At 33.6% G+C, this 25439-nt stretch carries 25 protein-coding genes and 1 other RNA gene; 13 read left to right on the forward strand and 13 right to left on the reverse strand.

Annotation, left to right across the window (positions count from 1 at the left end):
* Positions 1-251: 251 nt before the first annotated feature.
* On the reverse strand, positions 252-1454 hold the full coding sequence (locus J2W48_RS21675; RefSeq protein ID WP_310284126.1) for an NAD(P)-dependent oxidoreductase: 1203 nt from the start codon (positions 1452-1454) through the stop codon (positions 252-254).
* 240 nt (positions 1455-1694) lie between these two features.
* Between J2W48_RS21675 and J2W48_RS21680 the strand changes: the two genes are divergently transcribed.
* The 4 genes from J2W48_RS21680 to J2W48_RS21695 all read left to right on the forward strand — a co-directional run bounded on the left by J2W48_RS21680 (position 1695) and on the right by J2W48_RS21695 (position 4740).
* Positions 1695-2897: a serine hydrolase domain-containing protein gene (locus tag J2W48_RS21680; RefSeq protein ID WP_310284129.1), complete on the forward strand. Its 1203-nt coding sequence runs from the start codon at positions 1695-1697 to the stop codon at positions 2895-2897.
* A gap of 65 nt (positions 2898-2962) precedes the next feature.
* Positions 2963-3359, forward strand: a transfer-messenger RNA (tmRNA) gene (gene ssrA, locus J2W48_RS21685).
* Between the two features lie 77 nt (positions 3360-3436).
* Positions 3437-3586 (forward strand): hypothetical protein, encoded by a 150-nt coding sequence (locus J2W48_RS21690; protein WP_310284131.1) that lies wholly within the window; start codon positions 3437-3439, stop codon positions 3584-3586.
* Positions 3587-3729: 143 nt separating this feature from the next.
* A complete protein-coding gene (locus J2W48_RS21695; RefSeq protein ID WP_310284132.1) occupies positions 3730-4740 on the forward strand; it encodes an LLM class flavin-dependent oxidoreductase in 1011 nt (336 codons plus the stop codon).
* 49 nt (positions 4741-4789) lie between these two features.
* Here J2W48_RS21695 and J2W48_RS21700 read toward each other — a convergent pair whose 3' ends face one another.
* Positions 4790-5290 carry a pyridoxamine 5'-phosphate oxidase family protein gene (locus J2W48_RS21700; RefSeq protein ID WP_310284133.1) on the reverse strand — a complete coding sequence of 167 codons (501 nt, stop codon included), beginning with the start codon at positions 5288-5290 and terminating at the stop codon, positions 4790-4792.
* Between the two features lie 569 nt (positions 5291-5859).
* Between J2W48_RS21700 and J2W48_RS21705 the strand changes: the two genes are divergently transcribed.
* Complete coding sequence (locus tag J2W48_RS21705) at positions 5860-6480, forward strand: DUF4230 domain-containing protein (protein WP_310284135.1); 621 nt, start codon at positions 5860-5862, stop codon at positions 6478-6480.
* A 177-nt stretch (positions 6481-6657) separates the two neighbouring features.
* Here J2W48_RS21705 and J2W48_RS21710 read toward each other — a convergent pair whose 3' ends face one another.
* The gene (locus J2W48_RS21710; RefSeq protein ID WP_310284137.1) at positions 6658-7929 is read right to left on the reverse strand and encodes a glycoside hydrolase family 5 protein; all 1272 of its coding nucleotides are present in this window, start codon (positions 7927-7929) and stop codon (positions 6658-6660) included.
* A gap of 326 nt (positions 7930-8255) precedes the next feature.
* The gene (locus J2W48_RS21715) at positions 8256-10028 is read right to left on the reverse strand and encodes an aromatic amino acid hydroxylase (protein WP_310284139.1); all 1773 of its coding nucleotides are present in this window, start codon (positions 10026-10028) and stop codon (positions 8256-8258) included.
* Positions 10029-10259: 231 nt separating this feature from the next.
* Here J2W48_RS21715 and J2W48_RS21720 point away from each other — a divergent pair, with 231 nt between their 5' ends.
* Together J2W48_RS21720 and J2W48_RS21725 are read left to right on the forward strand one after the other, a co-directional pair.
* Entirely contained in the window at positions 10260-11333 is a 1074-nt protein-coding gene (locus J2W48_RS21720) for a DKNYY domain-containing protein (protein WP_310284141.1), read from the forward strand.
* Between the two features lie 87 nt (positions 11334-11420).
* Complete coding sequence (locus tag J2W48_RS21725) at positions 11421-11834, forward strand: nuclear transport factor 2 family protein (protein ID WP_310284142.1); 414 nt, start codon at positions 11421-11423, stop codon at positions 11832-11834.
* A gap of 27 nt (positions 11835-11861) precedes the next feature.
* On the opposite strand, the gene J2W48_RS21730 is transcribed toward J2W48_RS21725, so the two are convergent.
* The 6 genes from J2W48_RS21730 to J2W48_RS21755 all read right to left on the reverse strand — a co-directional run bounded on the left by J2W48_RS21730 (position 11862) and on the right by J2W48_RS21755 (position 17502).
* Positions 11862-12329, reverse strand: a complete 468-nt coding sequence (locus tag J2W48_RS21730; protein ID WP_310284143.1) for a hypothetical protein — start codon at positions 12327-12329, stop codon at positions 11862-11864.
* 56 nt (positions 12330-12385) lie between these two features.
* Positions 12386-12769 (reverse strand): group III truncated hemoglobin, encoded by a 384-nt coding sequence (locus tag J2W48_RS21735; RefSeq protein WP_310284144.1) that lies wholly within the window; start codon positions 12767-12769, stop codon positions 12386-12388.
* A 138-nt stretch (positions 12770-12907) separates the two neighbouring features.
* Positions 12908-14152, reverse strand: coding sequence for a threonine ammonia-lyase IlvA (gene ilvA, locus J2W48_RS21740; RefSeq protein ID WP_310284145.1), 1245 nt, complete (start codon positions 14150-14152; stop codon positions 12908-12910).
* Positions 14153-14488: 336 nt separating this feature from the next.
* The gene (locus J2W48_RS21745; protein WP_310284147.1) at positions 14489-15025 is read right to left on the reverse strand and encodes a DUF4136 domain-containing protein; all 537 of its coding nucleotides are present in this window, start codon (positions 15023-15025) and stop codon (positions 14489-14491) included.
* Positions 15026-15070: 45 nt separating this feature from the next.
* Positions 15071-17047, reverse strand: a complete 1977-nt coding sequence (locus J2W48_RS21750; RefSeq protein ID WP_310284148.1) for a urocanate hydratase — start codon at positions 17045-17047, stop codon at positions 15071-15073.
* Between the two features lie 269 nt (positions 17048-17316).
* Positions 17317-17502 carry a C1orf53 family protein gene (locus J2W48_RS21755; RefSeq protein WP_310284150.1) on the reverse strand — a complete coding sequence of 62 codons (186 nt, stop codon included), beginning with the start codon at positions 17500-17502 and terminating at the stop codon, positions 17317-17319.
* Positions 17503-17614: 112 nt separating this feature from the next.
* Here J2W48_RS21755 and J2W48_RS21760 point away from each other — a divergent pair, with 112 nt between their 5' ends.
* From J2W48_RS21760 to J2W48_RS21780, 5 genes are all read left to right on the forward strand, one after another.
* Positions 17615-17953, forward strand: a complete 339-nt coding sequence (locus tag J2W48_RS21760; RefSeq protein ID WP_310284151.1) for a hypothetical protein — start codon at positions 17615-17617, stop codon at positions 17951-17953.
* 3 nt (positions 17954-17956) lie between these two features.
* Positions 17957-18853, forward strand: a complete 897-nt coding sequence (locus J2W48_RS21765; protein WP_310284152.1) for a 1-aminocyclopropane-1-carboxylate deaminase/D-cysteine desulfhydrase — start codon at positions 17957-17959, stop codon at positions 18851-18853.
* Positions 18846-19724, forward strand: coding sequence for a glucosaminidase domain-containing protein (locus tag J2W48_RS21770; protein ID WP_310284153.1), 879 nt, complete (start codon positions 18846-18848; stop codon positions 19722-19724). Before J2W48_RS21765 ends, J2W48_RS21770 begins: the two co-directional genes overlap by 8 nt.
* A 338-nt stretch (positions 19725-20062) precedes the next feature.
* Complete coding sequence (gene hemL, locus J2W48_RS21775) at positions 20063-21349, forward strand: glutamate-1-semialdehyde 2,1-aminomutase (RefSeq protein ID WP_310284155.1); 1287 nt, start codon at positions 20063-20065, stop codon at positions 21347-21349.
* A 236-nt stretch (positions 21350-21585) separates the two neighbouring features.
* The gene (locus tag J2W48_RS21780) at positions 21586-22482 is read left to right on the forward strand and encodes a carbohydrate kinase family protein (RefSeq protein ID WP_310284157.1); all 897 of its coding nucleotides are present in this window, start codon (positions 21586-21588) and stop codon (positions 22480-22482) included.
* A 130-nt stretch (positions 22483-22612) separates the two neighbouring features.
* On the opposite strand, the gene J2W48_RS21785 is transcribed toward J2W48_RS21780, so the two are convergent.
* Positions 22613-23230 carry an alpha-ketoglutarate-dependent dioxygenase AlkB family protein gene (locus J2W48_RS21785; RefSeq protein WP_310284159.1) on the reverse strand — a complete coding sequence of 206 codons (618 nt, stop codon included), beginning with the start codon at positions 23228-23230 and terminating at the stop codon, positions 22613-22615.
* Between the two features lie 88 nt (positions 23231-23318).
* Here J2W48_RS21785 and J2W48_RS21790 point away from each other — a divergent pair, with 88 nt between their 5' ends.
* Positions 23319-24089 carry an XRE family transcriptional regulator gene (locus J2W48_RS21790; RefSeq protein ID WP_310284160.1) on the forward strand — a complete coding sequence of 257 codons (771 nt, stop codon included), beginning with the start codon at positions 23319-23321 and terminating at the stop codon, positions 24087-24089.
* 200 nt (positions 24090-24289) lie between these two features.
* On the opposite strand, the gene xth is transcribed toward J2W48_RS21790, so the two are convergent.
* Together xth and J2W48_RS21800 are read right to left on the reverse strand one after the other, a co-directional pair.
* The gene (gene xth / locus J2W48_RS21795) at positions 24290-25078 is read right to left on the reverse strand and encodes an exodeoxyribonuclease III (RefSeq protein WP_310284161.1); all 789 of its coding nucleotides are present in this window, start codon (positions 25076-25078) and stop codon (positions 24290-24292) included.
* The gene (locus J2W48_RS21800; RefSeq protein ID WP_310284163.1) at positions 25059-25304 is read right to left on the reverse strand and encodes a hypothetical protein; all 246 of its coding nucleotides are present in this window, start codon (positions 25302-25304) and stop codon (positions 25059-25061) included. The genes xth and J2W48_RS21800 overlap by 20 nt, the downstream gene beginning before the upstream one ends.
* Between the last annotated feature and the right edge of the window lie 135 nt (positions 25305-25439).

Below are 25439 nucleotides of genomic sequence, written 5' to 3' on the forward strand. Positions count from 1 at the left end.
AAAAAATAGTTTATAAATCGTTTAACAAAAATCAATTGCGGTTATCTTTCGAGTAACGCGATACCTCGAGGCTCTGCCTCGGGGTAATTCATTTAATTAGTTAATGGTAAATTATTAATTAATGCTTGATCTTAAAAAAGGGTTTTATAAAAGTTTAAACTTTTATAAAACCCTTTTTTACAATGTTGTCAATTTCGATGAAGGAGAATGACATAAACACTATCAATTAACAATTATTAATTATTAAGTAATTATTTCCCATCAACATAATCTTGCAGATAACTAAATCTGGGTGTTAACTTCCCGTTTTCAGTTATTTTGGCACGTTTTAGGATTCCGTCTTTATCTCCATTGAAGAAAGCAGGAATAACGTGTTCCATGAACTGTTCTCCAAAACCTTCGCTGGCATCTTTAGGAATTTCGCAAGGTAAATTATCAACAGCCATTACTACAATTGCTGCAGGATGATAAATATCTGTTTCTTTATTTTCTGATGGTAAATAACCATACAAAGGTTCTGCAATGGTAGACGAACGCAATGTACTGGCAATTGGCCCGTTAACATCACATGATATATCAGCTACAACTCTTATTTTGCAATCTTTTGCATTTAACATATCCTGTGTCAAAATTATAGGAGCATTATTTGCGTAAAAATGTCCAGCGATATAGATGTCACTTACTTTAGTAAATTTTTCAAAATCAGATGTATAGGCCTCCGGATGTTCAGCGAAATCTTTAAAATCAAGGATTTGCCCGTCAATTCTTTTGTTATATTCTAAAGCATCCAATTGTACATACACAGGTTGAGCATAGTTTTTTGTTAGATAATTATCAACCGTAATTTCTTTTACTTTGATAGCTTTTAAAATCTCCTCGACGCCATTTCCAACTTTACCGGTTCCGGTAATTACAAATTTTATTGGCGGCAGGGTAATACGTTTTAATTGCATGATTAAAGCCTCTTTTCCCGCCAAAGTTTCTGCTTTTGGAAGTTTAAACAATTCAAATTTTATTCCAAAGGCACGAATTCCATTATAAATACCAACCATTCCTGCATATTTGCCAAAACCAATCAGCCTGCGATTATTTTTATCTACAATCGTTTCATGATCGTATAAATCAATACTTTTTTCTAATATAGCTTGCAGCAATTTTCTGTTATAAGGCTGTTTTTTTATAGTATGCGAAAAAAAGAAATAAGATTTATTTGGAATCAAATTATCAACCGGTACTTCTTTTACACCAAATAAAACATCACAATCTGAAACATCATCAGAGATTGTAATATTCATGTTTTGGTATTGCTCGTCAGAAAAGATTCGAATATCTGAACTTTCTACAATAACTTGAGCTTCAGGATATTGTTGTTTAATTTTAGCCAATTCATTAGGAGAAAAAACGACACGCCTGTCTGGAGGGTTTTTTCTTTCTTTTATAATTCCGAATTTCATTTATTGATATTTAAATTTTTAATAATATAACTTTTTTTACTTAATTTGTTTTAAACGTAACAAATTTAGTTAATTTTTTGTTGCCAATTTATTATTTAAATCCTTGATAAATTGTTAAAAGCTGATGTACAATCGACTAACAATAAATTACATTAATTATTTGTTAAAAAGGAAAACTAATGTTTATAAAAATGGCAGAACAAAAGTATTGAATTCTATATATTTGTTTTTTCAAGAATAATGCAAATGAGATTCCTAAAAAAAGCAAATATACCACAAATACTTTTTCTAATATTAGTTTTAAGTTCTTGTGGAAAAGATAAAAAATCTAATCCTGACAATACTTTAGAAGTAAAAGACACTTTGGGTAAAATGATCCCAATGAAATCAGAAAAAAAACTTTCTGCCCATTATGTAAATTCAATAAAACCCAGAATAAATTATTTTTATAATAAAAATTGGCCAAACAATAGTATGAATGGTAGTTTTTTAGTAGCCAGAAATGGCATCATTTTATTTGAAAAATATAATGGTTTTGCCAATAGAAATGAAGAAACGAAAATTACAGTTAATACCCCGCTTCATATAGCCTCAGTAAGTAAAGTAATTACGGCGTCAGCAGTTTTAAAATTAGTCAATTTAGGCAAAATTGACCTAGACCAAAAAGTCAATACAATTTTAAAAACATTTCCTTACGAGGAGTGTACGGTTCGTATGTTATTGAGCCATAGAAGCGGAATGCGAAATTATGCCTATTTCACAGACAGGGACAAATCGGTTTGGGACAGGCATAATCAATTAACGAATAAAGATATTTTAAATATTCTGGCAACTAAAAATGTTGGTTTAGAATCAAGGGTAGGGACACGATTTAGTTATTGCAATACTAATTATGCCATGCTGGCTTTGATTATAGAAAAAATAACAGGATTGACCTATAAAGAAGCCATGTCAGAAATGATTTTTAAGCCATTAGGAATGACTCATACCTATGTTTTTGATAATGATAAAGATAGAAAATCTATAGTTCCTTCATATAAAGGGAATAATATTGAAATTGGGTTTGATTATTTGGATAATGTGTATGGAGATAAAAATATATTTTCTACACCGCGTGATTTATTGAAATTTGATCGTGCCAGAAATTCACCAGATTTTTTGAAACCTGCTTTATTAAAACAAGTTTATACTGGTTATAGTAATGAACACAAGGGAACAAAAAATTATGGATTGGGAATCAGAATGATTAACTGGGAAACTGGACAAAATTTTTATTTTCACAATGGTTGGTGGCATGGTAATACTTCATCCTATATAACGCTTCAGGAAGAGCAGGTTACCATTATTGCATTATCAAATAAAATGACCAGAAAAACTTATGCAGTTAGAAAGCTGGCACCTATTTTTGGAGATTATCCGTTTAAATTTAAAAATGAAGAATAATAAAATTTAAGTAAAATTTATTATAAATCTAACTTCAAATAGTATAAATTTGCAAACTCATTTTTGGGGTCGACTGGTTTTGACAGCAAGTCGAATTGGAAAGTAAGCACGTCGAGCATTGAGACCTTGCTCGTAAATATAAGATCTTACAATTTCACACGGCGAAAATAACTACGCTTTAGCTGCATAATCCGAATTATAGTAAGATTAAGCCACGTTCCTATCAGATAGGAAAGCTGGATTCTCCTTGAAAGCCTTGGTTTGTGGCGATCAGTACAGGGGAACCGTAAAAATAAACCTAGATTTCCATGAGCTTCGGGTGGATATCGAAATTAAGAAGATAAGTGTTGAGTGGTTGTTCCTGACCTAGCTTAACATCGAAAATCCAATCAGGAAATAAACGTGTAGAAAGCTCTTTAGTTGCTTGTTTGGACCCGGGTTCGATTCCCGGCGACTCCACAAAAAAAGCCTGTAAAATCAATGTTATACAGGCTTTTTTATTTTCTTAAATCTATGGAATCTTCATCTTGCGTAAAAAAATGCCCAATGTAGAAAGACTATATAAGCTTTTGGATATCCATGTTTTAGCTTCGGTGATTAGTATTTCATTATTAATCACAAAATTCTCAACATATGGCTGGGGGAATCTTAATCATGCTTATTGGAATTCTGGTTTATTATCTGACTAAACCAAAAGAATACTTATAAAAGTATAAGACGCCTTAGTAAAATAAGTTTTTTAATTATGTTCCAAACATTATAATTCTCTTAACATCGAAGAATTCAGCTTTCATGCCAAATGAATTAATTTTGCATAAAAGATATTATTTCCATGAAAGACTCAATTTCAATCTCCATATTAGAGCTTGCTATTATTAACAATGACAGCAATGCTTCTGAAACATTAAATAAAACAAAAGAAATAGCGCAATTAACAGATCGATTAGGATATAAGCGGTTTTGGCTGGCTGAACATCATAACATGGCACATGTTGCCAGTACAGCAACTGTAGTATTAATTGGGTATATTGCCAGTCAGACAGAAAATATACGGGTAGGTTCTGGTGGAATCATGTTACCAAATCATTCTCCTTTGATTGTTGCGGAACAATTTGGTACATTGGAAACGCTTTATCCAAACCGAATTGATTTAGGTTTAGGGAGGGCTCCGGGAACCGATCAGCCTACAGCTGAGGCCATTCGAAAAGACTTTTTTGAACAAACACAAAGATTTCCACAAAATGTGTCTAAACTTCAGGAATATTTTTCGGAAGAAAATGCAACTGCAAAAGTTCGTGCTTTCCCTGCTGAAGGAACAAAAGTACCTATCTGGATTTTGGGTTCAAGTATGGAAAGCGCATCACTTGCTGCTTCTTACGGATTTCCCTATGCTTTTGCCGGACATTTTGCACCTCGCCAAATGTTGCAGGCATTCGAATTTTATCGCGATAACTTTCAGGCTTCGGCAACTTTGGATAAACCAAAATCAATGGCTTGTATAAATATTATTGCAGCTGATACAGATGAAGAAGCCGAAAAATTATCGACAAGTTTATACCAAATGTTTCTGAATTTAATTAGAAACGATCGTAAAGGACTTCAGCCACCTGTTGAGTCACTGGATGACATTATGAGCGAAGAAGAGCGATTTCATGTCAATCAGATGACTGGTGGTACTTTTGTGGGAAGCAAATTGCAAATTGCAGCAGATTTGAAAAAATTTATTGATTATGCTAAAATTGATGAGCTGATGATAACCAGCCCTATTTTTGAACATCAGGCAAAATTGAAAAGTCTGCAATTGACTAAAGAAGTGATAGACGAATTAAATGAAAACAAATAGTTTGGAATTTAAATATAAAAAATGAGACCCGGTTTAGAGTCTCATTTTTTTATAATTTTAATTTCCCTTCAACGCCGATATCTGATGTTGTGCCAAAAATTGCTGAACCGGCCATTTTTAGTAATGATATTATTTTTCCATCTTTTGTATCCCAATAATAAGCATCTGATGGTGTTACTTTTATAACAGTAACATTTGAATCTCTTTGGCCTTCTTCAAACCAGGCTTTGGCAATGGGAGTCCATAACTCATCTATTTTTTCCTGATCTTTATAAATAGCTGCATTTCCATATATGGAAATATATTGCGAACTCGAATTATTGGCAAAAAACAACTGAACCTGATTGTCTTTTAAAATTTCAAAGTTCTTGTTACTTGTCGACGAACTGATAAACCATAAATTTCCCTGGTCATCAACTTCCTGAACACTCATTGGCCTTGATTGAAGTGGTGTTTTTGTAAGTTCAGTACAAAAAATGGCCACATTGATGTCTTTAACTAATGAAATTAATTTATTGACCGCTTCTTTATTATTTAAATCCTTATTCATAATAGTGTTTTTAAATTATTCTAAATCTATTTTTTCTGCTGTCCAAGTCTATGGCGGGGATGTAATCCTCTTTTTTGAAACCTTTGAATTCTCCAGGTATAATTGTATTGAAAACTTTAGTAAAATTAATCATTCTCCGGCAATCAGTTACGATAGAAGCTCGTGTCTTTGTGATTTTTTTTTTAATGTTTTACAGAGCCTCATGTAACCAGATACTTAAAGTAAGATTAGTTGGAGAGAGTTATCAAAAAACAATAAATAATTAAGTTTGAGGTGTATCTTCATTAAGAGTCTAACTTCTGATGTAACAAAATCAACATCGCCTTTTTACTATGTGACCAGCAGTTTAAAGCCAATCATATTTGCCGGTAATTCGTTAATTTTTTGAATCATAAAATTTTAATTTGAAGATTAAATTATTTTTACAAATATATCGAATCACATTTCTGGTAGTTTATTAAAAAAAAACAATAATTTTATATAATTTCAATGTTTGTAAATAATTCTCATTTTCTTTTACAGTAACTCTTCTTAAAACATTAAATTAGCTTATCATTTATATTAAAATTATGCTTAAAAAGATTTTAGTTGGAGCCGCTGTTATAATTGCAATCATACTTGCTTTTAAGTATTGTGAATTCAAAAAAGACGACGACTCTACAATCGATTATAACACAAATCTGATTCAGCAGCAAATTTTAAACGTTGGCAAATTGATTGTTACCGAAGGACATTTCTCTGAAGTTATCACTTATAAAAATCAGCAGAAATATTTAATGGATATGGTTTCTTTTGAAAAAAAAGCACTAGTGGTGGTAAATGCAAATGTTACAGTGGCTTATGATTTACATAAAATGAAATATGATATCAACGAAAAAAATAAAACCATAACGATTCTCAATATTCCGAAAGAAGAAATTACAATTAATCCCGATATTCAGTTTTATGATGTAGAGCAAAGCAAATTAAATCCGTTTACAGGAGATGATTATAATAAAATAAACAAATCGGTAAAAGCGAATCTGGCTAAAAAAATCGAGAAATCATCACTCAAAACAAATGCTCAGAATAGATTGATTACTGAGCTTTCTAAGATTTTGATTTTAACCAATACAATGGGCTGGAAGCTTCAATATAATGGAAAAACGATTGAAAATGAGAAAGATTTTGATCAGGATTTGAAGCTGTAGAAAAATATAAAACACGAATTCCACAAATTAACACAGATTGATAGTGTTAATTTGTGGAATTGGGTCAATTATATAAGGTACACATGGGTAAAGAAAACACATAGAGAAACCATTACACAAAGATAAAATTAGAAATACAGTTTGGACAAACATCTTTATCCAAACTGCATTATTGATTTATTTCAATCCATCCATTAAGGCGGTTAAAACCTGGGTGTCACCAACAGTATTATCGCTTCTTTTAAAGATTCCAAAACCATTATTAGTTAAGCTTCCTTCATCCCAATAAAAAGGTACCAAACCATTAAGTTTTGCTTGTTTAACTACATGTTTTAAATAATAAGCTCTTGAAGCTAAGTGTTTTGTTAAATTTGCACCAGTTAATGAAGTACGGCGTATAGCGCCAAATTCTCCCATAATAACAGGAATTCCTTTATCTACAAATTGGGTTTTCATTAATTTAAAATCGGCAGTAACAGCGGCTTCTTCTCCCCAGGTAGCATTTCTTCCAGTATCTGTCGTTGAATGAAAACCTGAACCCCAATAGTAAAACATTTTCCCCCAGGACTCATCTGTAGTCATCCCACAAAATTGCCATGGTGCATAATAATGAACTTCGACCATCATTCGTCCTGGCACTTTATCGACAGGTAATGATGTCATTAACTGATTTGTTTTTGCAATATCTGTATCAGGTCCCTGAATTATTAATGTTCTGTAAGCATTTTTTCCTCCTGTAGAACGTACAGCATTTATGAAGGTTTGGTGATATGATTTTAGGACTGCCATTTGAGTAGCGTCACTTACATTAGGTTCATTGGCACTGGCAAAAAGTAAACGTCCGTTAAAATCACGCAAATGGGTTGCTATTTGTTCCCAAAAAGCTTGTTGTTTTTCATTGTTCTCTGCCTGTTTAGCCACAGTTACATTATTTTCTAACCATCCGCCATCCCAGTGGATATTTATTATTACATACATATTATTGTCAGCACAGTACTGAACCACTTCTTTTACTCTGTTAAGCCATTCCAATTTTATTTGCAAAGTAGTAGAGTTTGCTAAATTATTACTCCAGGAACAAGGAATACGTATAGCATTAAAACCTTTGTTTTTTACTGCATCAATTAATGCTTTTGTGGCCTTTGGATTTCCCCACGATGTCTCACCGCCTGTTGCTTCCAGCGTATTTCCAAGATTCCATCCAATTTTTATATTGGATGCAATTGTCTGGGCATTGCTCCCCATTCCGTTAGCGTCTGCTGGCAATGGATTGGTATTGTAGCTAGGGTAGGACCTTGCTGTTGAAACTGTAGTCTGGGTTACAATCTCTTGTTCTGTGGTAGCTTCTTGCTGTTCTTCAATAAGCGAATCATTACTGCAAGCAAGATTTCCAAATAAAGCTACACATAGGATAGCGAGCATTTTGTAATTTTTAAGTTGTTTTCTCATAATAAAAATGGTTAAATAATAAAGTTATAGTTTTTTAGTAAGTTAGGTTTAGTGTGCAATTTTTTAAAAAATGGCAAATCATACCTTCTATACTAATGGTTAATTTGACCACAAGTATAAGAAATATTTTATGATTTAGTAGAAAATTTAGAAAAAAAAAGAAGATTGGTAATTATTGTCAGTTAAAAATAAATAAAAGATATATTTTTAACTTAAGCGAATTTGTTGTAAGGAGAATATTTATAAGTCAGAAATTAAAACAAAGTATATTAATAAGGTATACTTTGTTTTAATTTTTTGTTCAGTAGATGTTTACTGCCTTCTTCTCATGCAAAAATTAAATCTAATCCGCCGGAAATTAAGTGTGCCGCTTCAGGACGTTTTTCTTTTAACTGGTCAAGATAAACCAGGACTTCCTCTAAAAGCTGTTTTTCATCTGAATCTTTTAAAAGCTCAGCAATTTCAACAGATAATAACCAATCGTTTGGATGATTGTTTTTAAGTTTTTCAAATACAGATTTTAATTGCTTCGCCTGTTCACTATCGGTCGAATCTGATTTAGAATCTTTACTTTCTCTCATCATACGAACGGTTTGGTATAAAATCTCTAAATCATCACGTTCGTCTGTATGTTTAGCTTTGATTGTTGTAGTTTTCGGAACAGTATTAATCAGGTCAAAACTATTTACATCGGCCGGACCGGAAAATGCAGAAACCACTTTTTTACCAATTGCCATATCGTAATTTCCCCATTCAGGTTGAAACAAAATCGTTTTACCATGTGTCACCGTACAATTTCTAAAACTAATCAGAATAATTTCCCCGTGTAAGTTTCTTGAACCCGTAATGATTTCACCTTTTACAATAATATTACCCTCAAATTCCAGTTTTACGGTTTCGTTTTCCATAATACTATACGCTTGTAGGTCCTTAGGGCTCATATCTTCAATTGCTAAATTGAAGCCTTTCAGTTTTCCAATCGGACTTCCAAAACCTTCATGGTGTGTCAACGTTCCGTGACCAACCAATTCTTTTTCACGATATGATAAAGCTGTTTTTCCGGTTGTCTGAATGTAGACTGGTTTTCCTTCTTCTTCAATAACATTGGTAAAAATGCCTGAAATCTGTAAACCTGTACTTAATTCAATCGTTCCTAAAGCATTTGAATGAATCAATTTTTGAATTCCGGAAAGACCACCGGTTCGTAAAGCCATTTTATTGGCAAATTCCTCTAAAATTAAACTCAAATAAGAAAAAGTAGGCGTAACATAAAGTTGAGGCTGTAGTTGCGTAATATCAAAATTCTGGTTGGCAGCTGAAATATCGTAAGGGATTTTCTTTACGTTATCTGTCATACACCAGGCACTTTCTCCGATAGATGAAAGTAATCCTGCGCCATATATTTTAGGATTTTCAACAGTTCCAATTAAACCGTATTCAACTGTCCACCAATGCAGGTTTCGAATCTGCGCCATTTCTGATAATTCGCCCATATTGTTTTGCAAATCGGAAACTGCTTTTTCGGCTTCGTCTATTTTTTCCTGAGGTGTATCTTCGGCTTCTTTTAGAATAGAAAGTAGTCGGATAGCTTCATACATCTGATAGTCTTTATGAGATGAAATCGCTTTGCAGCCAATTTCTCCAAAACGGCGCAGATATTCAGCATATTCAGGATTTGCAATAATAGGGGCGTGGCCGGCACCTTCGTGAATAATATCCGGTGCAGGCGTATATTCGATATGCTCTAATTGTCTAATGTCTGAAGCAATAACTAAAACATTGTAAGCCTGGAATTCCATAAAAGCATTTGGCGGAATAAATCCGTCAACGGCAACGGCGGCCCAGCCAATTTCAGTCAGAATTCGGTTCATCCCATACATACTCGGAATTGAATCAACCTCTATTCCTGTTTTTCGTAAACCATCCAAATACGAATGATGTGCTACTTTCGATAAATAATCTATGTTTTTACGCATCACATAACGCCAAACTGCCTGGTTGATTGGCGTGTAATCGCTATAATCTTGTGGTTTAATAAATTGCTTTAAATGTTTCGGCAATTTTTCAAGTAATGGATTTGTTTCGATAGTTGGGCTCATTACAAAAGTTTCTATAGATGAAATGTAAAATTACGAATTTAGTGCTCGAAAAAGATCCTTTTTAATTGTTATTTTTAAAAATAAGAGTGTTTTGTTGGGTAATTGTTAGTTTTGATAAGCTTGTTTTATAATGGGAAATTTTGTCTTTTTTTGTTTTTTTACTAAACCCAGTATAAAATATAATGATAAAAATTACTTAGTTTTACACATAGTATATTTTAAATATTGTATATGAAAGTTGTTTTTATCGTTTTAATAGTAGTGGTTCTGGGCTTTTTAGGAATACGATACTTTTTGTTTAAAATAGGAAATCCTGTCAATTTAAAAGTTTCCGATTCGTACTTCTATCATTACAGAAAAAAATTAATTGTTTATTCTCCAATGGGCAATTGGTTTGAATTGGGTTATTTCGAATCTGATGCTGATGTTGAATCTTTTCAGCCGATAAACAGAGATTTTGGAAAAGATAAAAAAAATGTTTTTTGGAAGGGAAAAAAGCAATCTGTTGATTATGCAACTTTCGTAATTGATGTTTCAGGTATTATTAAAGATAAGAATCATGTCTATAATACAAACGGAAAAGAGTATAATTTTTTAGAGATTATCAAAGGGGCAGATCATAAAACGTATCAATTATTAGATCCATCGTTACCCGATTATAGTCGTCATAACTGGTTTAAGGATGCTAATGCTGTTTACTACAAAAACAAGAAAATACAAGGCGATCCGGAAACTTTCAAGCCTTTAAACGATGCTATAGCTGTAGATAATAATTATATTTATTCGATTATTCATCAAAGAGGGGAGGATTTGGAATTGTTGGATGTTGATGAAGTTATTCAGAAACATAAAAGGATTGAAGGCGAAATTCATGTCATCAATGAAACTTATGTTCAGATAGGGAATTCTATTGTTTCTGCTTTTACAAACGATGAATTCACGCTTCATATTTTCGAACCTATTAAAAGCACTAAAGCAATTGATTATTGGAGGATAGCAGTGAATGATACTTTGATTTACAAAGGCATATTATATCCTGAAATTGATGTTGAAACCTTGGAATTATTAAATTACAGCTTTTCAAAAGACAAGAAAAATGTTTATTATGACTGCAAAAAAATAATTGGTGCTTCTCCCTCCGGTTTCGAAATAATTTATGATGAATATTCCAAAGATCATGTTAATGTTTATTATAAAGATGCTGTTGTCAAAGGAGCAAATCCAAAAACATTCAAAATGACTTCTGAAAATAATGTATGGGAGGATGGGAAAAATAAATTCAGGAACGGAAAAATTGTAAACTGATTTGTTTCTCCCTTTATTAAACTTTTCAGTTTTTTAAACCACAAACTCATTTAATAATCAAAAATAATTCTTGAAAATTTAATTTATATGGAGCAGAAATTACCATTGCCGCCTTTTACTTTTGAAACAGCAATTCAAAAGATTCAAATGGCAGAAGATGCCTGGAATAGCCAGGATCCCGAACGTGTTTCAAAAGCGTATACAGTAGATAGTGAGTGGCGAAATCGAGATCAGTTTATTATCGGAAGAGAAGCTATTGTTTCTTTTTTATCTCAAAAATGGAAAAAGGAATTACAGTATAAACTGAAAAAAGAATATTGGGCACATACTGAAAATCGTATTGCGGTAAGATTTGAATATGAATATCACACTGCTGATGGTAATTGGTTTAGGGCGTATGGTAATGAAAATTGGGAATTCGATGAAAACGGACTTATGCAAAAAAGATTTGCAAGCATCAATGATCTTCAGATTAACGAATCAGACAGGAAATTGCGATAAGTATAAAACTATGAGAATAATGTTATTTTAACAATCGTTATTTTCATAGTTTACTTTCTCCATCTTGTTTTCGTAATTTTCAATTTCTTTTTTAGTCATGCGAACTTCTTTCAAGTCCACTTTTAATTGTTTTTTACCATCGGGGCTTATCCATAACCCATTAAAATTGATTCCTTCTTTCTTTAAAATCATGACGCCAGAAAATCCGTGTTCTACTAATGCAAATTGATTCTCGTTCTTTTTATTTTGCGTAATGTCTAATTGTATCCAAGTCTCGGATTTATCATACTGATACATTGATGTATACATTAAGCCACCTATACAGGGATTTTCTTCGGTTTTTATATAAAATGTTACCGCTATTTTACCATCAATACTGCCTTTGTATAAAGTGCTTATGGTAGATTGAGCTTTTGCGTTGATAGAAAAGAACACACAACATAGAACCAATAGTGTAATTATTTTTTTCATATTTAAATAATATCGTTTGGTCAAATTTAATTATTTAAGAATAATATTTCTGTTTATTAATGAAATTTTGACAGGACATTTTATTGATTCTCCGGATTCCTGAAATATTCAATTTTATAATTGAACATATAGGCCATATTTGCAGCGCGAAGTTTAGCTTCTTCGGCGAGTTTTCCAACAAATAAATTATCAACGGTAGCAGTAAAAATTTTCATCCAACGATCGAAATGTGATTGGTTTACAGGTAAATGTTTGTGTGGAGGAAAAGGACTTCCTGAATAAGTGTGTTCTTCTAAAAGTATAGTTTGCCAAAAGCGATACATTTTCTCCAGATGTTCAGGCCAGCGACCCATCATTTTTTCATTAAAAATAGGGCCAATTAAATCATCGTTCTGTACTTTTTCATAAAAAGTATTGACTAAAAGTTTAATGTCTTCAATCTTGGAAATATCCTGAGTTGTCATGTTTTTTAGAATAAGAATAATTACTTTTCTTACTGAAGTTTTTCGAAAACTTTGTGAATCTTGAAAAAGAAATTACGCAAAGTTACACAAAGATTACACAGAGAATGTCAAAGTTAAAAACAAAAAGCGAAATTTATTTTACCCAATTAACTGCGTAAATAAATCCTGATTATCATTCAGATATTGAAATTCAAAACCATTTTTGGTCATATTCATTTTGATTGCCAGAATGTCTTTTTTGTTTTTTAACTCTAATCCAACTACAACAGAGCCCATTTCACGGCTGGTTTTCTTGGCAAATTGAAAATAGGTAATATCATCATCGGGACCTAAAATGTTATTTACAAATTCTTTCAATGCTCCCGGACGTTGGGGAAACTGAATCATAAAATAATGCATCAACCCTTCGTACAATAAAGAGCGTTCTTTTATTTCGGCAGTTCTTTCAATGTCATTATTACTTCCACTAACGACACAAACCACATTTTTGCCTTTTATTTTGTCTTTATAAAAATCTAAAGCTGCAATTGTTAATGCTCCGGCTGGTTCAACCACCATTGCTTCCTCATTGTATAAACGTAAAATAGTAGTGCAAACTTTTCCTTCGGGTACCAGAATAATATCTTCAAGATTATAACGGCAGATTTCAAAAGTTTTATCACCAACTTGTTTTACAGCAGCACCATCAACAAATTTATCAATGGTTTTCAGCGCCGTATTTTTATTTTCTTCAATAGATGTTTTCATCGAAGGAGCGCCTTTTGGTTCTACGCCAATAATTTTTGTGTTTGGACTCAAATGTTTAAAAACTTCAGAAAGACCGGAAGCAAGCCCGCCACCACCAATAGGAACAAAAACATAATCGATAGGTTCCTTACAGCTATCCAGAATTTCCAAACCAACAGTTCCTTGTCCCGCAATTACTTTTTCATCATCAAAAGGGTGAATGAATATTTTATGATTTTTGACAGCATCGGCAGTTGCTGAAGCATAAGCATCGTCAAAAGTGTCTCCCGTCAGCACAATTTCAACAAATGATTTTCCGAATAATTGAACTTGTTTTACTTTTTGTTTAGGAGTGGTTTTTGGCATATAAATTTTGCCTTTTATTTGTAAAAGATGACAGGAATATGCAACACCCTGCGCATGATTTCCGGCACTTGCACAAACAATTCCCGTAGCTTTTTCAACATCGGATAACGAAGAAATTTTATTGTAAGCACCTCTGATTTTATATGATCTGACAATTTGCAAATCTTCTCGTTTTAATAATATAGTTGATTTAAATTCATCTGAAAGATTTAAATTTTGTGTGAGTGGAGTAGCAGCAACCACATTTTCAAGTTGTTTTTTTGCAGCCAGTACTTCGTTAAATATATTCATAATGTTTAAGTTGATTTTTTATTGGTCTCAGATATATAGTTTACAACTATGTACTTTAGTGTATTTTGTTTTAGCTTCTAAAAATATTTGCCATAAATTTCACAAATTTTCACAATTAATTCGTGTAATTTATGGCAAAAAGATTCTAACAATGTTCACTGGAAATAGTTTTCTAAATAAAAAACCTCCCGATTTGGGAGGTTACATAAATTGTATTTTGTTTACTTATTTATACAACACCCCGCTATTATTGCTCAATTGCAATGATGTTAATAATAGCGATAATTATGTTATTTAAATTTGTCATTTTTCTTGTTTGCAAAGCAAAAGTATTAATTATTTTTTAACCGGCGGATATTGTGCCAGGACTTTGCTTACAATCTCTTGTACTCTTGCGTCTTTTTTATCAACGTTTTTAGTCAGGGTTGCAATACCTTCACCTTGCCAGATCATCTCTTTCTTTTTGGCATCAATTAAATCGATGAATAATGTTCCTTCAGTAGAAGTTGAAACGGTCGTATTGTTTCCGTACATCATGAAAGGATTCCATCCCCACCCCCACCCATAGCCCCATCCGGCACTAAATTGGTTTACATTTACCTGTTCTCTTGATTTGGTAAAAATGTTCACCAATAAATCAGGGTTCTCGCTTTTAGTAAAACCTTTAGCCTGCATTTCGGTATCAATTGCGTGAAGAATTCTTCTTTTATCCAAATCAGATATTTCAACCTTATCAATTCCCGGTTTAAAGAAAGCATACGTTTTATAAGGCGCAAAGTCTACATTTTTATCGTAATCAGAATAAACACTAACGCTGCTGCAGGATGTTAGTATTAAAAGCAGAAAAATCGGTACTAATTTGAATGTTTTCATATTGTTAAATTTAATGTTCTTATTTAGAGTTAAATATAAATTATGCTAAAATAAACTTTCATCGACTAAGTTAGGTAAAGTTACTTTTAATAAGGGCTGAACTTTCATTGCTCTTTTTATGGCAAAAATTGCTTCGTCATTTCGGGCCCAGCTTCTTCTTGAAATTCCGTTGTTTACATCCCAGAAAAGCATTGATGTTAAACGTTTTGAAGCTTCTTTAGAACCATCAAGAACCATACCAAAGCCCCCGTTAATCACCTCTCCCCATCCAACTCCTCCGCCATTATGAATCGATACCCATGTTGCGCCTCTAAAACTGTCTCCAATCACGTTTTGAATAGCCATATCGGCTGTGAAACGTGATCCGTCGTATATATTTGAAGTTTCTCTGTAAGGTGAATCTGTTCCTGAAACGTCATGATGATCGCGTCCTAAAACAACAGTTCCAATTTCGCCATTGGCAATTGCCTGATTAAATGCTTCCGCGATTTTAATTCGGCCTTCAGCATCGGCATATAGAATTCGGGCTTGCGAACCCACAACTAATTTATTTTCCTGGGCCCCTTTAATCCATTTGATGTTATCCTGCATTTGCTGCTGAATTTCATTTGGAGCAGTTTTAGCCATTTCTTCCAAAACCTGACTCGCAATGGCATCTGTTTTTTGTAAATCTTCTGGTTTTCCAGAAGTACAAACCCATCTAAAAGGACCAAAACCGTAATCAAAACACATAGGCCCCATAATATCCTGAACATAACTAGGATATTTAAAATCAATATTATTCTCGGCCATTACATCTGCTCCGGCACGGGAAGCTTCTAATAAAAAGGCATTTCCGTAATCAAAAAAGTATGTTCCTTTTGCGGTGTGCTTGTTAATTGCTATGGCATGACGACGTAACGTTTCCTGAACTTTCTCTTTGAATAGTTCCGGATTGTCAGCCATCATTTCGTTTGCTTCTTCAAATGAAATTCCGACTGGATAATAACCTCCAGCCCACGGATTATGGAGTGAAGTCTGGTCTGAACCCAAATCAATTTTAATGTTTTCTTTATCAAAACATTCCCAAACATCAACCACATTTCCTAGATAAGCAATAGAAACCGTTTCTTTATTGGCTTTCGCCGAAGCCACTCTTTTTACCAATTCTTCTGTCGAAGTTACAATTTCATTAATCCAACCCTGCTCGTGACGAATTTTAGTAATTTTCGGATTCACTTCGGCACAAACCGTGATACAGCCCGCAATATTTCCCGCTTTAGGCTGTGCGCCGGACATGCCACCAAGACCAGAAGTTACAAATAAGCTGCCTTCCGGATTTTGTTTTATTTTTCTGAAGCCGTTCAAAACCGTAATCGTAGTTCCGTGTACAATTCCCTGCGGACCAATGTACATATAACTACCGGCTGTCATTTGACCGTATTGCGAAACACCTAAAGCATTCATTTTTTCCCAATCGTCCGGTTTTGAGTAATTCGGAATCACCATTCCGTTTGTAACCACAACTCTTGGTGCTTCAGGATGTGAAGGAAATAATCCCATCGGATGTCCTGAATACATAGTCAGGGTTTGCTCATTTGTCATTTCAGACAAATATTGCATCGTCAATAAATATTGTGCCCAATTTTGGAAAACAGCTCCGTTTCCGCCATACGTAATCAATTCATGCGGATGTTGGGCCACAGCATAATCCAGATTGTTCTGAATCATATGCATAATAGCCTTTGCCTGCACTGATTTCCCTGGATATTCTTCAATTGGTCGCGCGTACATCCTGTAATCTGGCCGTAAACGATACATATAAATACGACCATATTTTTCTAATTCTTCAGTAAATTCCTGAATTAATTCTGCGTGATGTTGAGGTTCAAAATAACGCAGCGCATTTTTTAAAGCCAGTTTTTTCTCTTCTGCCGAAAGGATATCTTTTCGCTTTGGCGCATGGTTAATCGCTAAATCGTATTCTTTTTTTTGAGGTAATATTAATGGAATTCCTTGTTGTATTTCTTCTTGAAAAGTCATTTTTTTTTAGATTTTTAGATAGGAGATTTTTCTAATGGAGATAATCAAACATCTATTTAACAGAAAGTTAGTTTTATATTAAATTCGTTTTGAAAGAATTATCAAATTCTCTAATTGACACATTTTTAATTAAACTATGGATAACGAATATCCGACCTGTGATAAGATTTGTGGATTTTAATCCTAAATTTTCGCAAGAGAATATCCATGTATAATTTTAGATTTTAAATTGTTGATTTTAGATTTGAGTTCTCAAATTGACTCATCATCTAATTAATTTTCTTCTTAATTTCCCCTGTTCGTTTATCAAATCCATAAGGACAATGCCGGCAGCCACTTTTGCAGCAATAACCGCGTTTGAGGTGATGTTTTTCGGTAAAGCATTTATAGCCTTCAGGCGTATAATAAAAATCTTCGCCTTCGATTAATTTATTTTCATTACTTTGCTCTTTCATAATCCAATTTTAGGAAATGTTCTTTGTTTCTAAAATAAAAATCAATTACCAGATTGAGATTTTAATGAAATCAAACAATTTTACCGTTACAAATTTATAAATTTTACAGCTAATGTTTCTAATTGTTGCTAAATATTTAATTCCGAAAGGGTATCGTGGAATGGCAGTTTTTCCATTTGTTTTAATGAAATATGATTTTGATAAAGTGAATAAGACTTTTGTCAATCACGAAAAAATACATTTACGGCAACAAATAGAAATGCTGATTTTTCCTTTTTTTATTTGGTATTTTTCAGAATATGTAATTCGTTTAATTCAATATAAAAATACAGCTATAGCCTATAGAAATATCAGTTTTGAGAGAGAAGCGTACGCCAAAGAAACAGATTTTAATTACTTAAAAAAGCGACCTTTTTATCAGTTTCTGAATTATATCAAATTAAATAAATAGATTTTGAATCAAGAACTATATATCCCTTTTTCGAACAATATCTCTTTGACAATAAAGCGTGAAGACTTAATTCATCCATTTGTTTCAGGAAATAAATTTAGAAAACTAAAATACAATTTAATTCAGGCAAAAGCCGAAAACCAAACTACCTTACTGACTTTTGGAGGTGCTTTTTCCAATCATATTGCAGCGGTTGCTTTTGCGGGAAATGAACAAGGTTTTAAAACTATCGGAATTATTCGTGGCGAAGAACTTTTGGATAAAACAGAAGAAAATCCAACCTTAAGGTTTGCTCAGGAAAACGGAATGAAATTCGAATTTGTGTCAAGAGAAGAATATCGGATTAAAAATGATTTTTCTTTTTTAGAAAAGCTAAAACAAAAGTTTGGAGATTTTTATTTAGTCCCGGAAGGCGGAACAAATGAATTGGCTGTAAAAGGCTGCGAGGAGATTTTGACTAAAGAAGATGCTGTTTTTAATTACGTTTGTTGTGCGGTTGGAACGGGCGGAACCATATCAGGATTAATCAATAGTGCTTTGCCAAATCAGAAAATTTTAGGATTTCCGGCATTAAAAGGTGACTTTTTAACCGATGAAATTCGTATTTTTGCCCAAAAAGATAACTGGAATTTAATTTCTGACTATCATTTTGGAGGTTATGGAAAGATAAATTTAGAATTAATTGAATTTATTAATACTTTTTTTGAAGAAAACAAAGTACCCTTAGATCCAATTTACACGGGAAAAATGGTTTTTGGCGTTATAGATTTAATCCGTAAAAATTATTTTCCTGAGCATTCAAAAATTTTACTTATTCACACTGGCGGATTGCAGGGAATTGAAGGTATGAATTTAAAATTACAGCAGAAAAAATTACCAATACTCAAAAGGAATGTTTAAAAAAATTATAGTACTCTTCATAATAGCGACTTTGGCAAGCTGTTCATCCGGCAAACCGGCTATTGCAACCACCAAAAAAGCAGCTGCTGTACAGAAACCAAAAACGGTATCAACAAAAAAGCCAGCATACACCAAGGCAACATCTAAAAATTATCCATCTACAAATAATACGACAGAAGTTATTGAGTCAACTTCAAAAACGGTTGTAACCAGTAATTTAATTGGCGATTATGTTTTGCAGTACAAAGATATTGCGATGGGGAATATGAAGAAATACGGCATACCTGCCAGTATTATTTTGGCACAGGGAATTTTGGAATCAGGTGCTGGTCGAGGAGATTTAGCTCTGGAGGCCAATAATCATTTCGGAATAAAATGTCATAAAGACTGGCTAGGTGAAAGTGTACGCCACGATGATGATTCAGCTCAGGAATGTTTCAGAAAATATAAGGAAGCCTCAGAATCGTATCGGGACCATGCCTTATTTTTAGTGGGTAAAAACAGATATGCTACTTTATTCACTTACGAAAAAGACGATTACAAAGCCTGGGCAAAAGGATTAAGAGCTGCAGGTTATGCAACCGATCCTAAGTATCCGGATAAATTAATAAGTTATATTGAACGTTATAATTTGCATCAATATGATTGTGAGGTTACAGGTAAAAATTACAAACCATCTGATAAATCAATTGTAGCCAGTAGCTCATCTTCCAATTCCAATTTTAATGATCCTTCTTTATATGAAGTTCAAAAAGGAGACACCTTATATTCGATTTCAAAAAAATTCAATATTCTGATTGATGACTTAAAACGAAAAAATAATCTTTCAGATAATACACTTTCGATAGGACAGAGATTAAAAGTGAAATAATTATTAATTGTTAGTTATTAATTGTTAATTATCGATGAAAAAGAAAATCTTAATTGGAATTTTTACTTTTGCAGCAGTTCTAACTATGAGACTTTTTTGCGGAGTTTAGTCATGATGAGTTTGCAGAAAATCATTTTTTTGTAAAAACATCGCCTAATTTGGAAATGGGAGTTTTACTCTCCTCAAGGAATGTCAGACTTAAAAATTGAGGAACTTTAAAAAGAAAAACAAGTCGAACAAAAATATTTTAATGAATATATAAAAGATAGAGGTCTTAGTTTGTGATCTAAAAAATCTAAAAATATAAGAAGTCTAAAGATCTAATAATCTATAAAAAAATGATTTATAAAAGAAGTAGTCAGCTTTTTGCTGAAGCAGAAAAAGTAATTCCCGGAGGAGTAAATTCGCCGGTTAGAGCCTTTAAGGCGGTGGGTGGAACTCCTGTTTTTGTAAAAAGTGCCAAAGGGGCTTATTTATATGATGAAGACGGAAATAAATTAATAGATTATATCAATTCATGGGGACCAATGGTTTTGGGTCATGCATATCAGCCAGTTGTTGATGCTGTAATCGAAAAAGCAAAATTGGGAACTTCATTTGGAATGCCAACAGAACTAGAAACTCAAATCGCTGCTTTAGCCGTTGCTATGGTTCCGAATATTGATAAAATCAGATTCGTGAATTCAGGGACGGAAGCTTGTATGAGTGCGATTCGTCTGGCACGTGGCTTTACAAAAAGAGATAAAATCATCAAATTTGCAGGTTGTTACCACGGACACTCAGATTCATTTTTAATTCAGGCAGGAAGTGGGGCCGTAACTTTTGGGTCACCAAACAGCCCGGGAGTTACAGAGGGAACTGCAAAAGATACTTTATTGGCAAAATACAATGATTTGGATAATGTAAAGACTTTAATCGAAGCAAATAAAAACGAAATTGCAGCAATAATCATTGAGCCGGTTGCCGGAAATATGGGATGTATCCCGCCTCAAAAAGGGTTCTTGCAAGGATTACGTGATTTATGTACTGCAAACGGAATTTTACTAATTTTTGATGAGGTCATGACCGGTTTCCGTTTGGCACGTGGCGGTGTTCAGGAATTGTACAATATCAATGCAGATATTGTGACTTTTGGAAAAGTGATTGGTGGTGGATTACCAGTTGGGGCTTTTGCTGCGCGTGAAGAAATTATGAATTATTTAGCGCCACTTGGACCTGTGTATCAGGCAGGAACCTTATCAGGTAACCCGCTGGCAATGGCGGCCGGACTTGCAATGCTGCAATCGTTAGATAATGACCGTACTATTTTTACTCGTTTAGAGGAAAAAACGGCATATTTAGAAGCAGGAATCGACAGGGTTTTAAAAGCAAATAATGTTGTTTTTACAATTAATAGAGTAGGGTCAATGATTTCTGTTCATTTTGATGCAAATCCCGTTGTTGATTTTCAAACAGCTGCAAAAGGAGATAATGAAACGTTTAAGAAATTCTTCCACGGATTGTTGCAGGAAGGTATTTATATTGCGCCATCAGCCTATGAAACTTGGTTTATAACGGATGCCTTAACATATGAAGACTTAGATTCTACTATTAATGCAATTGATAAGGTTTCAAAGACATTTTAGTTAAATTAATTAATATCTACAAAAGGCTTAGCTTTGATAGAGTTAAGCCTTTTTTAATTTATACTTACAAGACGCTCAAATAATCCCTGATTATTTTGGCTTTAAGGTATAATAGTTCTATTTATCCCTTAAATTTGTTATTAAGACCCTTTTTTTAAGGTGAAAAACGCTATAAATGTTTTCGCGAAAATAAAATTAGAAAAAAAGATCGAAAAGTTAATAATAAATAATTTAGGATGACAAACGAAAAAAAACTTAAGGCCGTAGCATTTGGAGAAGTCCTTTGGGATGTTTTTGCCAATAAAAAAAAGATTGGTGGTGCACCATTAAATGTCGCTTTACGCATGAAAACGTTGGGATGTGAAGTGGCAGTGATAAGCTGTGTTGGAAATGACCAAGATGGCGAGGCAATTATAAATCAGGTGGAACGTTTAGGACTTGATACAGATACTATAATTAAATCGGAAGATTTCCCTACAGGTTTGGTAAATGTTACTTTAGATGAACATGGTTCCGCAAGTTATGAGATAACATATCCATCGGCCTGGGATAAAATTGTATTGAATAATGTTTCAAGGGAATTAGTAGCGGCTGCGGATGTTTTGATATATGGAAGTTTGATTAGCAGGGACGAGGTGTCTAGACAGGCACTATTGGAGTTGTTGCAGGTCAGGGCATATAAGGTATTTGATGTTAATTTAAGAAAACCCCACTATTCATATCAAATTCTGGATCAGTTAATGCTTTCTGCCGATTTTATAAAATTCAATGACGACGAATTAACAGAAATAGCAGCAGCTTTGGAGTCTCCTTTCACAAGTTTGGAAGAAAATATGCAGTTCATCGCAGAAAAAACCAATACAGTTTCAATATGTGTCACTAAAGGAAAAAATGGTGCTTTATTATTATGGAAAGGGCAATTATACAAAAATGCAGGTTATCCGGTTGTTGTGGCAGATACAGTAGGGGCAGGAGACTCATTTTTAGCTTCTTTAATAACATTACTGCTAACAGCTAAAACACCACAAACTGCTCTTGATTTTGCATGTGCTATGGGCGCTTTAGTAGCTCAGTCAGATGGCGCTAATCCTGAAATTTCATCTTCAGAAATAGAAAAATTAATGTTAGGATAATACATGCATAGTGTTTGATTAATTTAAGGGTTTTAAGTTGTTGAAAAATGGAGTAAACTAAATACTAAGGAATACCTGAAATTTAAGAACTCAATAGGAAGAATAATTCCAAATCAAATTATATTACTTTTTAACTTACCCTCCTAAATGTCAGATTAATTCTGGGCAGCACATCCCGGGCAGTTTTTGGAACCTGGTGTTGCCAGAAACTATTGGTTGTACCTGCCATTAGTAAAAATGAGCCATGATGCAAAGGAATCTCTACTTGTGGAATCTCTTTTCGAAATTTATGGCGCAGTCGAAACATTCTTGTTTCCCCAAAAGTTACCGAGGCAATAATCGGGTTTTTACCTGTATTGTACTCTTTGTCACTATGCCAGCCTACTCCGTCTTTCCCATTTCGGTATAAATTTAATAATACGGCATTAAAATTAAGATTGGTTTCATTTTCAACTTTATTTCTTATAATAAGAAGTTCAGCGGGCCATTCAGGACAATTTTGAGGGTCTCCAATGTCATCTTTATCTTCATACCAGGCAATCATCCTTGGTACAGTAACCGTCTTGTCAAATATTTCCATTTCATATTCCCTCCATTTTGTCTGATGTAGCAAAGTTTCATAATAATAATCGGATTCTTCCTTACTGAAGAAACGATCAATCAAAAGCAGTTCGGTATCCGGCAGGTCAAATGTTTTTTTGCCTCCCAATCCGGATGCAAATAATTCCGTGTCGTTAAATAGTGTCATTTTCTTTGTTTTTTTGGAGTAATCAAAATTAGCACATGTAATAACAATTTTCAGTATATTTGTTGTTATAAATTGTAACAAATAAAGTATGTCATTATTTTCAGATAATATCAGGGCACTAAGGGTAAAGAATAAAATTTCTCAGGAGAAACTTGCTGAGAGTTTACAAATTACCAGAGGAAGATACGTGAAATATGAAGATGGAACTTCCGAAGCTCCTTATGATATACTAAAGAGGATCGCCTATTATTTCCATATTAGTATTGATTTATTGCTTTCGGTAGATGTCCGGAAAATAAACATGCAGGATCTATTGAAACTGGAAAACAACAGGCTTATTTTACCGATTCAGGTAGATAGGGAAGGCGAGAATTTTATTGAGGTAGTTACACAAAAGGTAAAAGCGGGTTATTTAAACGGCTATTCAGATCCGGAATATATTGAAAGTCTTCAGCAAATTTCACTCCCTTTTTTGGGTTCAGGCAAACACAGGGGATTTCCTGTCGAAGGTGATTCTATGCCACCCCATGAAGATGGAAGTATTATTATCGGGCGTTATGTAGAAAGACTGGGAGATGTTCAGGATGGAAAGACTTATATCCTGATTACTAAAAATGAAGGAATGGTATACAAGAGACTGAATAAAAATAAAAAAAATGCCCTGGTCTTGGAATCAGACAATAGTTTCTATCCCAATTATGAAGTCAGGCTCTCTGATATTATTGAAATTTGGGAGTACCAATGCAATATAGGACGTACAGATAAAAAGCAGGAATTAAATGAAATAGAAAGCCTGAAGGAATTACTCCTGCAAGTAAAAAGAGAGGTGATGGAAATTAAGAATAAGAATAACAATTAGTAAATATTCATTGGTTATAGCATTATTTTGTAATGCCACAAGCAGTCTAAAGTGTTTAGGCTTACCTATTATTTATGATGTTTTTATTGGTTTTAGATATAGTCTAAAACAAAGCACTTTAATGCATTATACTTTAGCTTCTAATAAATAAGTGTTGTGACCTTGCAGATTTTCAGTCTGCCAATCAAATCTATGGATTTTTAGTCCATAGGAGCGGTGTAGTTAATTTCAACCCATACCGGAGCATGGTCGCTGGTCTTTTCCCATCCCCGAACGTGGCGGTCAACACCTCCAGAAACTAACTTTTTAGAAAGCTCAGGGCTCAGTAAAAAATGGTCAATTCTCAAACCGGCATCTCTTTCGTAGGCCTTTCTGAAATAATCCCAAAAGGTATAAATTTTTTTATCATGATATAGGGTACGTATCGCATCTGTCCACCCTTGTGAAACAAGATCTTTAAATGCCTTTCTGATTTCTGGTCTGAAAAGGGCATCATTAACCCATTTTTCGGGTTTATAGACATCAAGTTCTGTAGGCATAACATTAAAATCGCCTATCAGGACAACGGGTGTTTGTAAGTGAAGTAGAGCAACAGCACGTTCAGAAAGCCTTTCAAACCATTGTAGTTTATAGTCAAATTTAGGCCCAGGAGCGGGATTACCGTTAGGCAGATAAAGGCAGGCGATGACAACGCCATTAACCAGGGCTTCAATATAACGACTTTGAATGTCCTCTTTATTACCCGGAAGGGTACGGGTAATTTCTTCAATTTCCAGGTTGCAGGCTAAAATAGCAACACCGTTCCATTGTTTTTGCCCATGCCATATAGCATGATAACCGGCATCATTTATAGCTTTTTCAGGAAACTTATCCTGCGGTGCTTTCAGTTCCTGCAGGCAGACAATATCAGGCGTAGCTTCTTTTAGCCAGCGAAGTAATACAGGTAAACGGCCGTTAACTCCATTTACATTATAGGTAGCTATTTTCATAAGTGACATCGCTTTCGGAGCGGTCTGCAACTGTTGAATCTTCACTTTCGTTCATCTCCAAATGATTTTCATTTGAGTCCGCAATCTCAGGCTGATCATCCCAGTCTCCCCAGTCACCCTTGTAAGCTTTTCGGTATATTAAATCGTTATCATTTGCTGAGCAAATCTGGCTATGAAATGAGCCAGTCTGATGGCTAACGCTGTTATAAATTTTAGTATTTTTCATTTTAATGTTCTTTAAATCAATTGATAAGTCCCAAAAGTAAATATTAGAAAATTGCTAATCTTATAACAAAATCCGTAATTGTTATCTAATTCACATGCATATAAATTGAGTTTTATTGAAAAACAATAGAAAGAA

It is taken from the genome of Flavobacterium piscis (assembly GCF_031457575.1).
Classification (GTDB): Bacteria; Bacteroidota; Bacteroidia; order Flavobacteriales; family Flavobacteriaceae; genus Flavobacterium; species Flavobacterium piscis_A.

Coding starts and splice junctions, on each gene's coding strand:
- J2W48_RS21675 (WP_310284126.1), bottom strand. CDS start 1,454: ATGAAATTCGGAATTATAAAAGAAAGAAAAAACCCTCCAGACAGGCGT.
- J2W48_RS21690 (WP_310284131.1), top strand. CDS start 3,437: ATGCCCAATGTAGAAAGACTATATAAGCTTTTGGATATCCATGTTTTA.
- J2W48_RS21780 (WP_310284157.1), top strand. CDS start 21,586: ATGACAAACGAAAAAAAACTTAAGGCCGTAGCATTTGGAGAAGTCCTT.
- J2W48_RS21695 (WP_310284132.1), top strand. CDS start 3,730: ATGAAAGACTCAATTTCAATCTCCATATTAGAGCTTGCTATTATTAAC.
- J2W48_RS21735 (WP_310284144.1), bottom strand. CDS start 12,769: ATGACAACTCAGGATATTTCCAAGATTGAAGACATTAAACTTTTAGTC.
- J2W48_RS21745 (WP_310284147.1), bottom strand. CDS start 15,025: ATGAAAACATTCAAATTAGTACCGATTTTTCTGCTTTTAATACTAACA.
- J2W48_RS21790 (WP_310284160.1), top strand. CDS start 23,319: ATGTCATTATTTTCAGATAATATCAGGGCACTAAGGGTAAAGAATAAA.
- J2W48_RS21720 (WP_310284141.1), top strand. CDS start 10,260: ATGAAAGTTGTTTTTATCGTTTTAATAGTAGTGGTTCTGGGCTTTTTA.
- J2W48_RS21750 (WP_310284148.1), bottom strand. CDS start 17,047: ATGACTTTTCAAGAAGAAATACAACAAGGAATTCCATTAATATTACCT.
- xth (WP_310284161.1), bottom strand. CDS start 25,078: ATGAAAATAGCTACCTATAATGTAAATGGAGTTAACGGCCGTTTACCT.
- J2W48_RS21705 (WP_310284135.1), top strand. CDS start 5,860: ATGCTTAAAAAGATTTTAGTTGGAGCCGCTGTTATAATTGCAATCATA.
- J2W48_RS21715 (WP_310284139.1), bottom strand. CDS start 10,028: ATGAGCCCAACTATCGAAACAAATCCATTACTTGAAAAATTGCCGAAA.
- J2W48_RS21760 (WP_310284151.1), top strand. CDS start 17,615: ATGTTTCTAATTGTTGCTAAATATTTAATTCCGAAAGGGTATCGTGGA.
- J2W48_RS21755 (WP_310284150.1), bottom strand. CDS start 17,502: ATGAAAGAGCAAAGTAATGAAAATAAATTAATCGAAGGCGAAGATTTT.
- J2W48_RS21725 (WP_310284142.1), top strand. CDS start 11,421: ATGGAGCAGAAATTACCATTGCCGCCTTTTACTTTTGAAACAGCAATT.
- J2W48_RS21800 (WP_310284163.1), bottom strand. CDS start 25,304: ATGAAAAATACTAAAATTTATAACAGCGTTAGCCATCAGACTGGCTCA.
- J2W48_RS21680 (WP_310284129.1), top strand. CDS start 1,695: ATGCAAATGAGATTCCTAAAAAAAGCAAATATACCACAAATACTTTTT.
- hemL (WP_310284155.1), top strand. CDS start 20,063: ATGATTTATAAAAGAAGTAGTCAGCTTTTTGCTGAAGCAGAAAAAGTA.
- J2W48_RS21710 (WP_310284137.1), bottom strand. CDS start 7,929: ATGAGAAAACAACTTAAAAATTACAAAATGCTCGCTATCCTATGTGTA.
- J2W48_RS21700 (WP_310284133.1), bottom strand. CDS start 5,290: ATGAATAAGGATTTAAATAATAAAGAAGCGGTCAATAAATTAATTTCA.
- J2W48_RS21785 (WP_310284159.1), bottom strand. CDS start 23,230: ATGACACTATTTAACGACACGGAATTATTTGCATCCGGATTGGGAGGC.
- ilvA (WP_310284145.1), bottom strand. CDS start 14,152: ATGAATATATTTAACGAAGTACTGGCTGCAAAAAAACAACTTGAAAAT.
- J2W48_RS21770 (WP_310284153.1), top strand. CDS start 18,846: ATGTTTAAAAAAATTATAGTACTCTTCATAATAGCGACTTTGGCAAGC.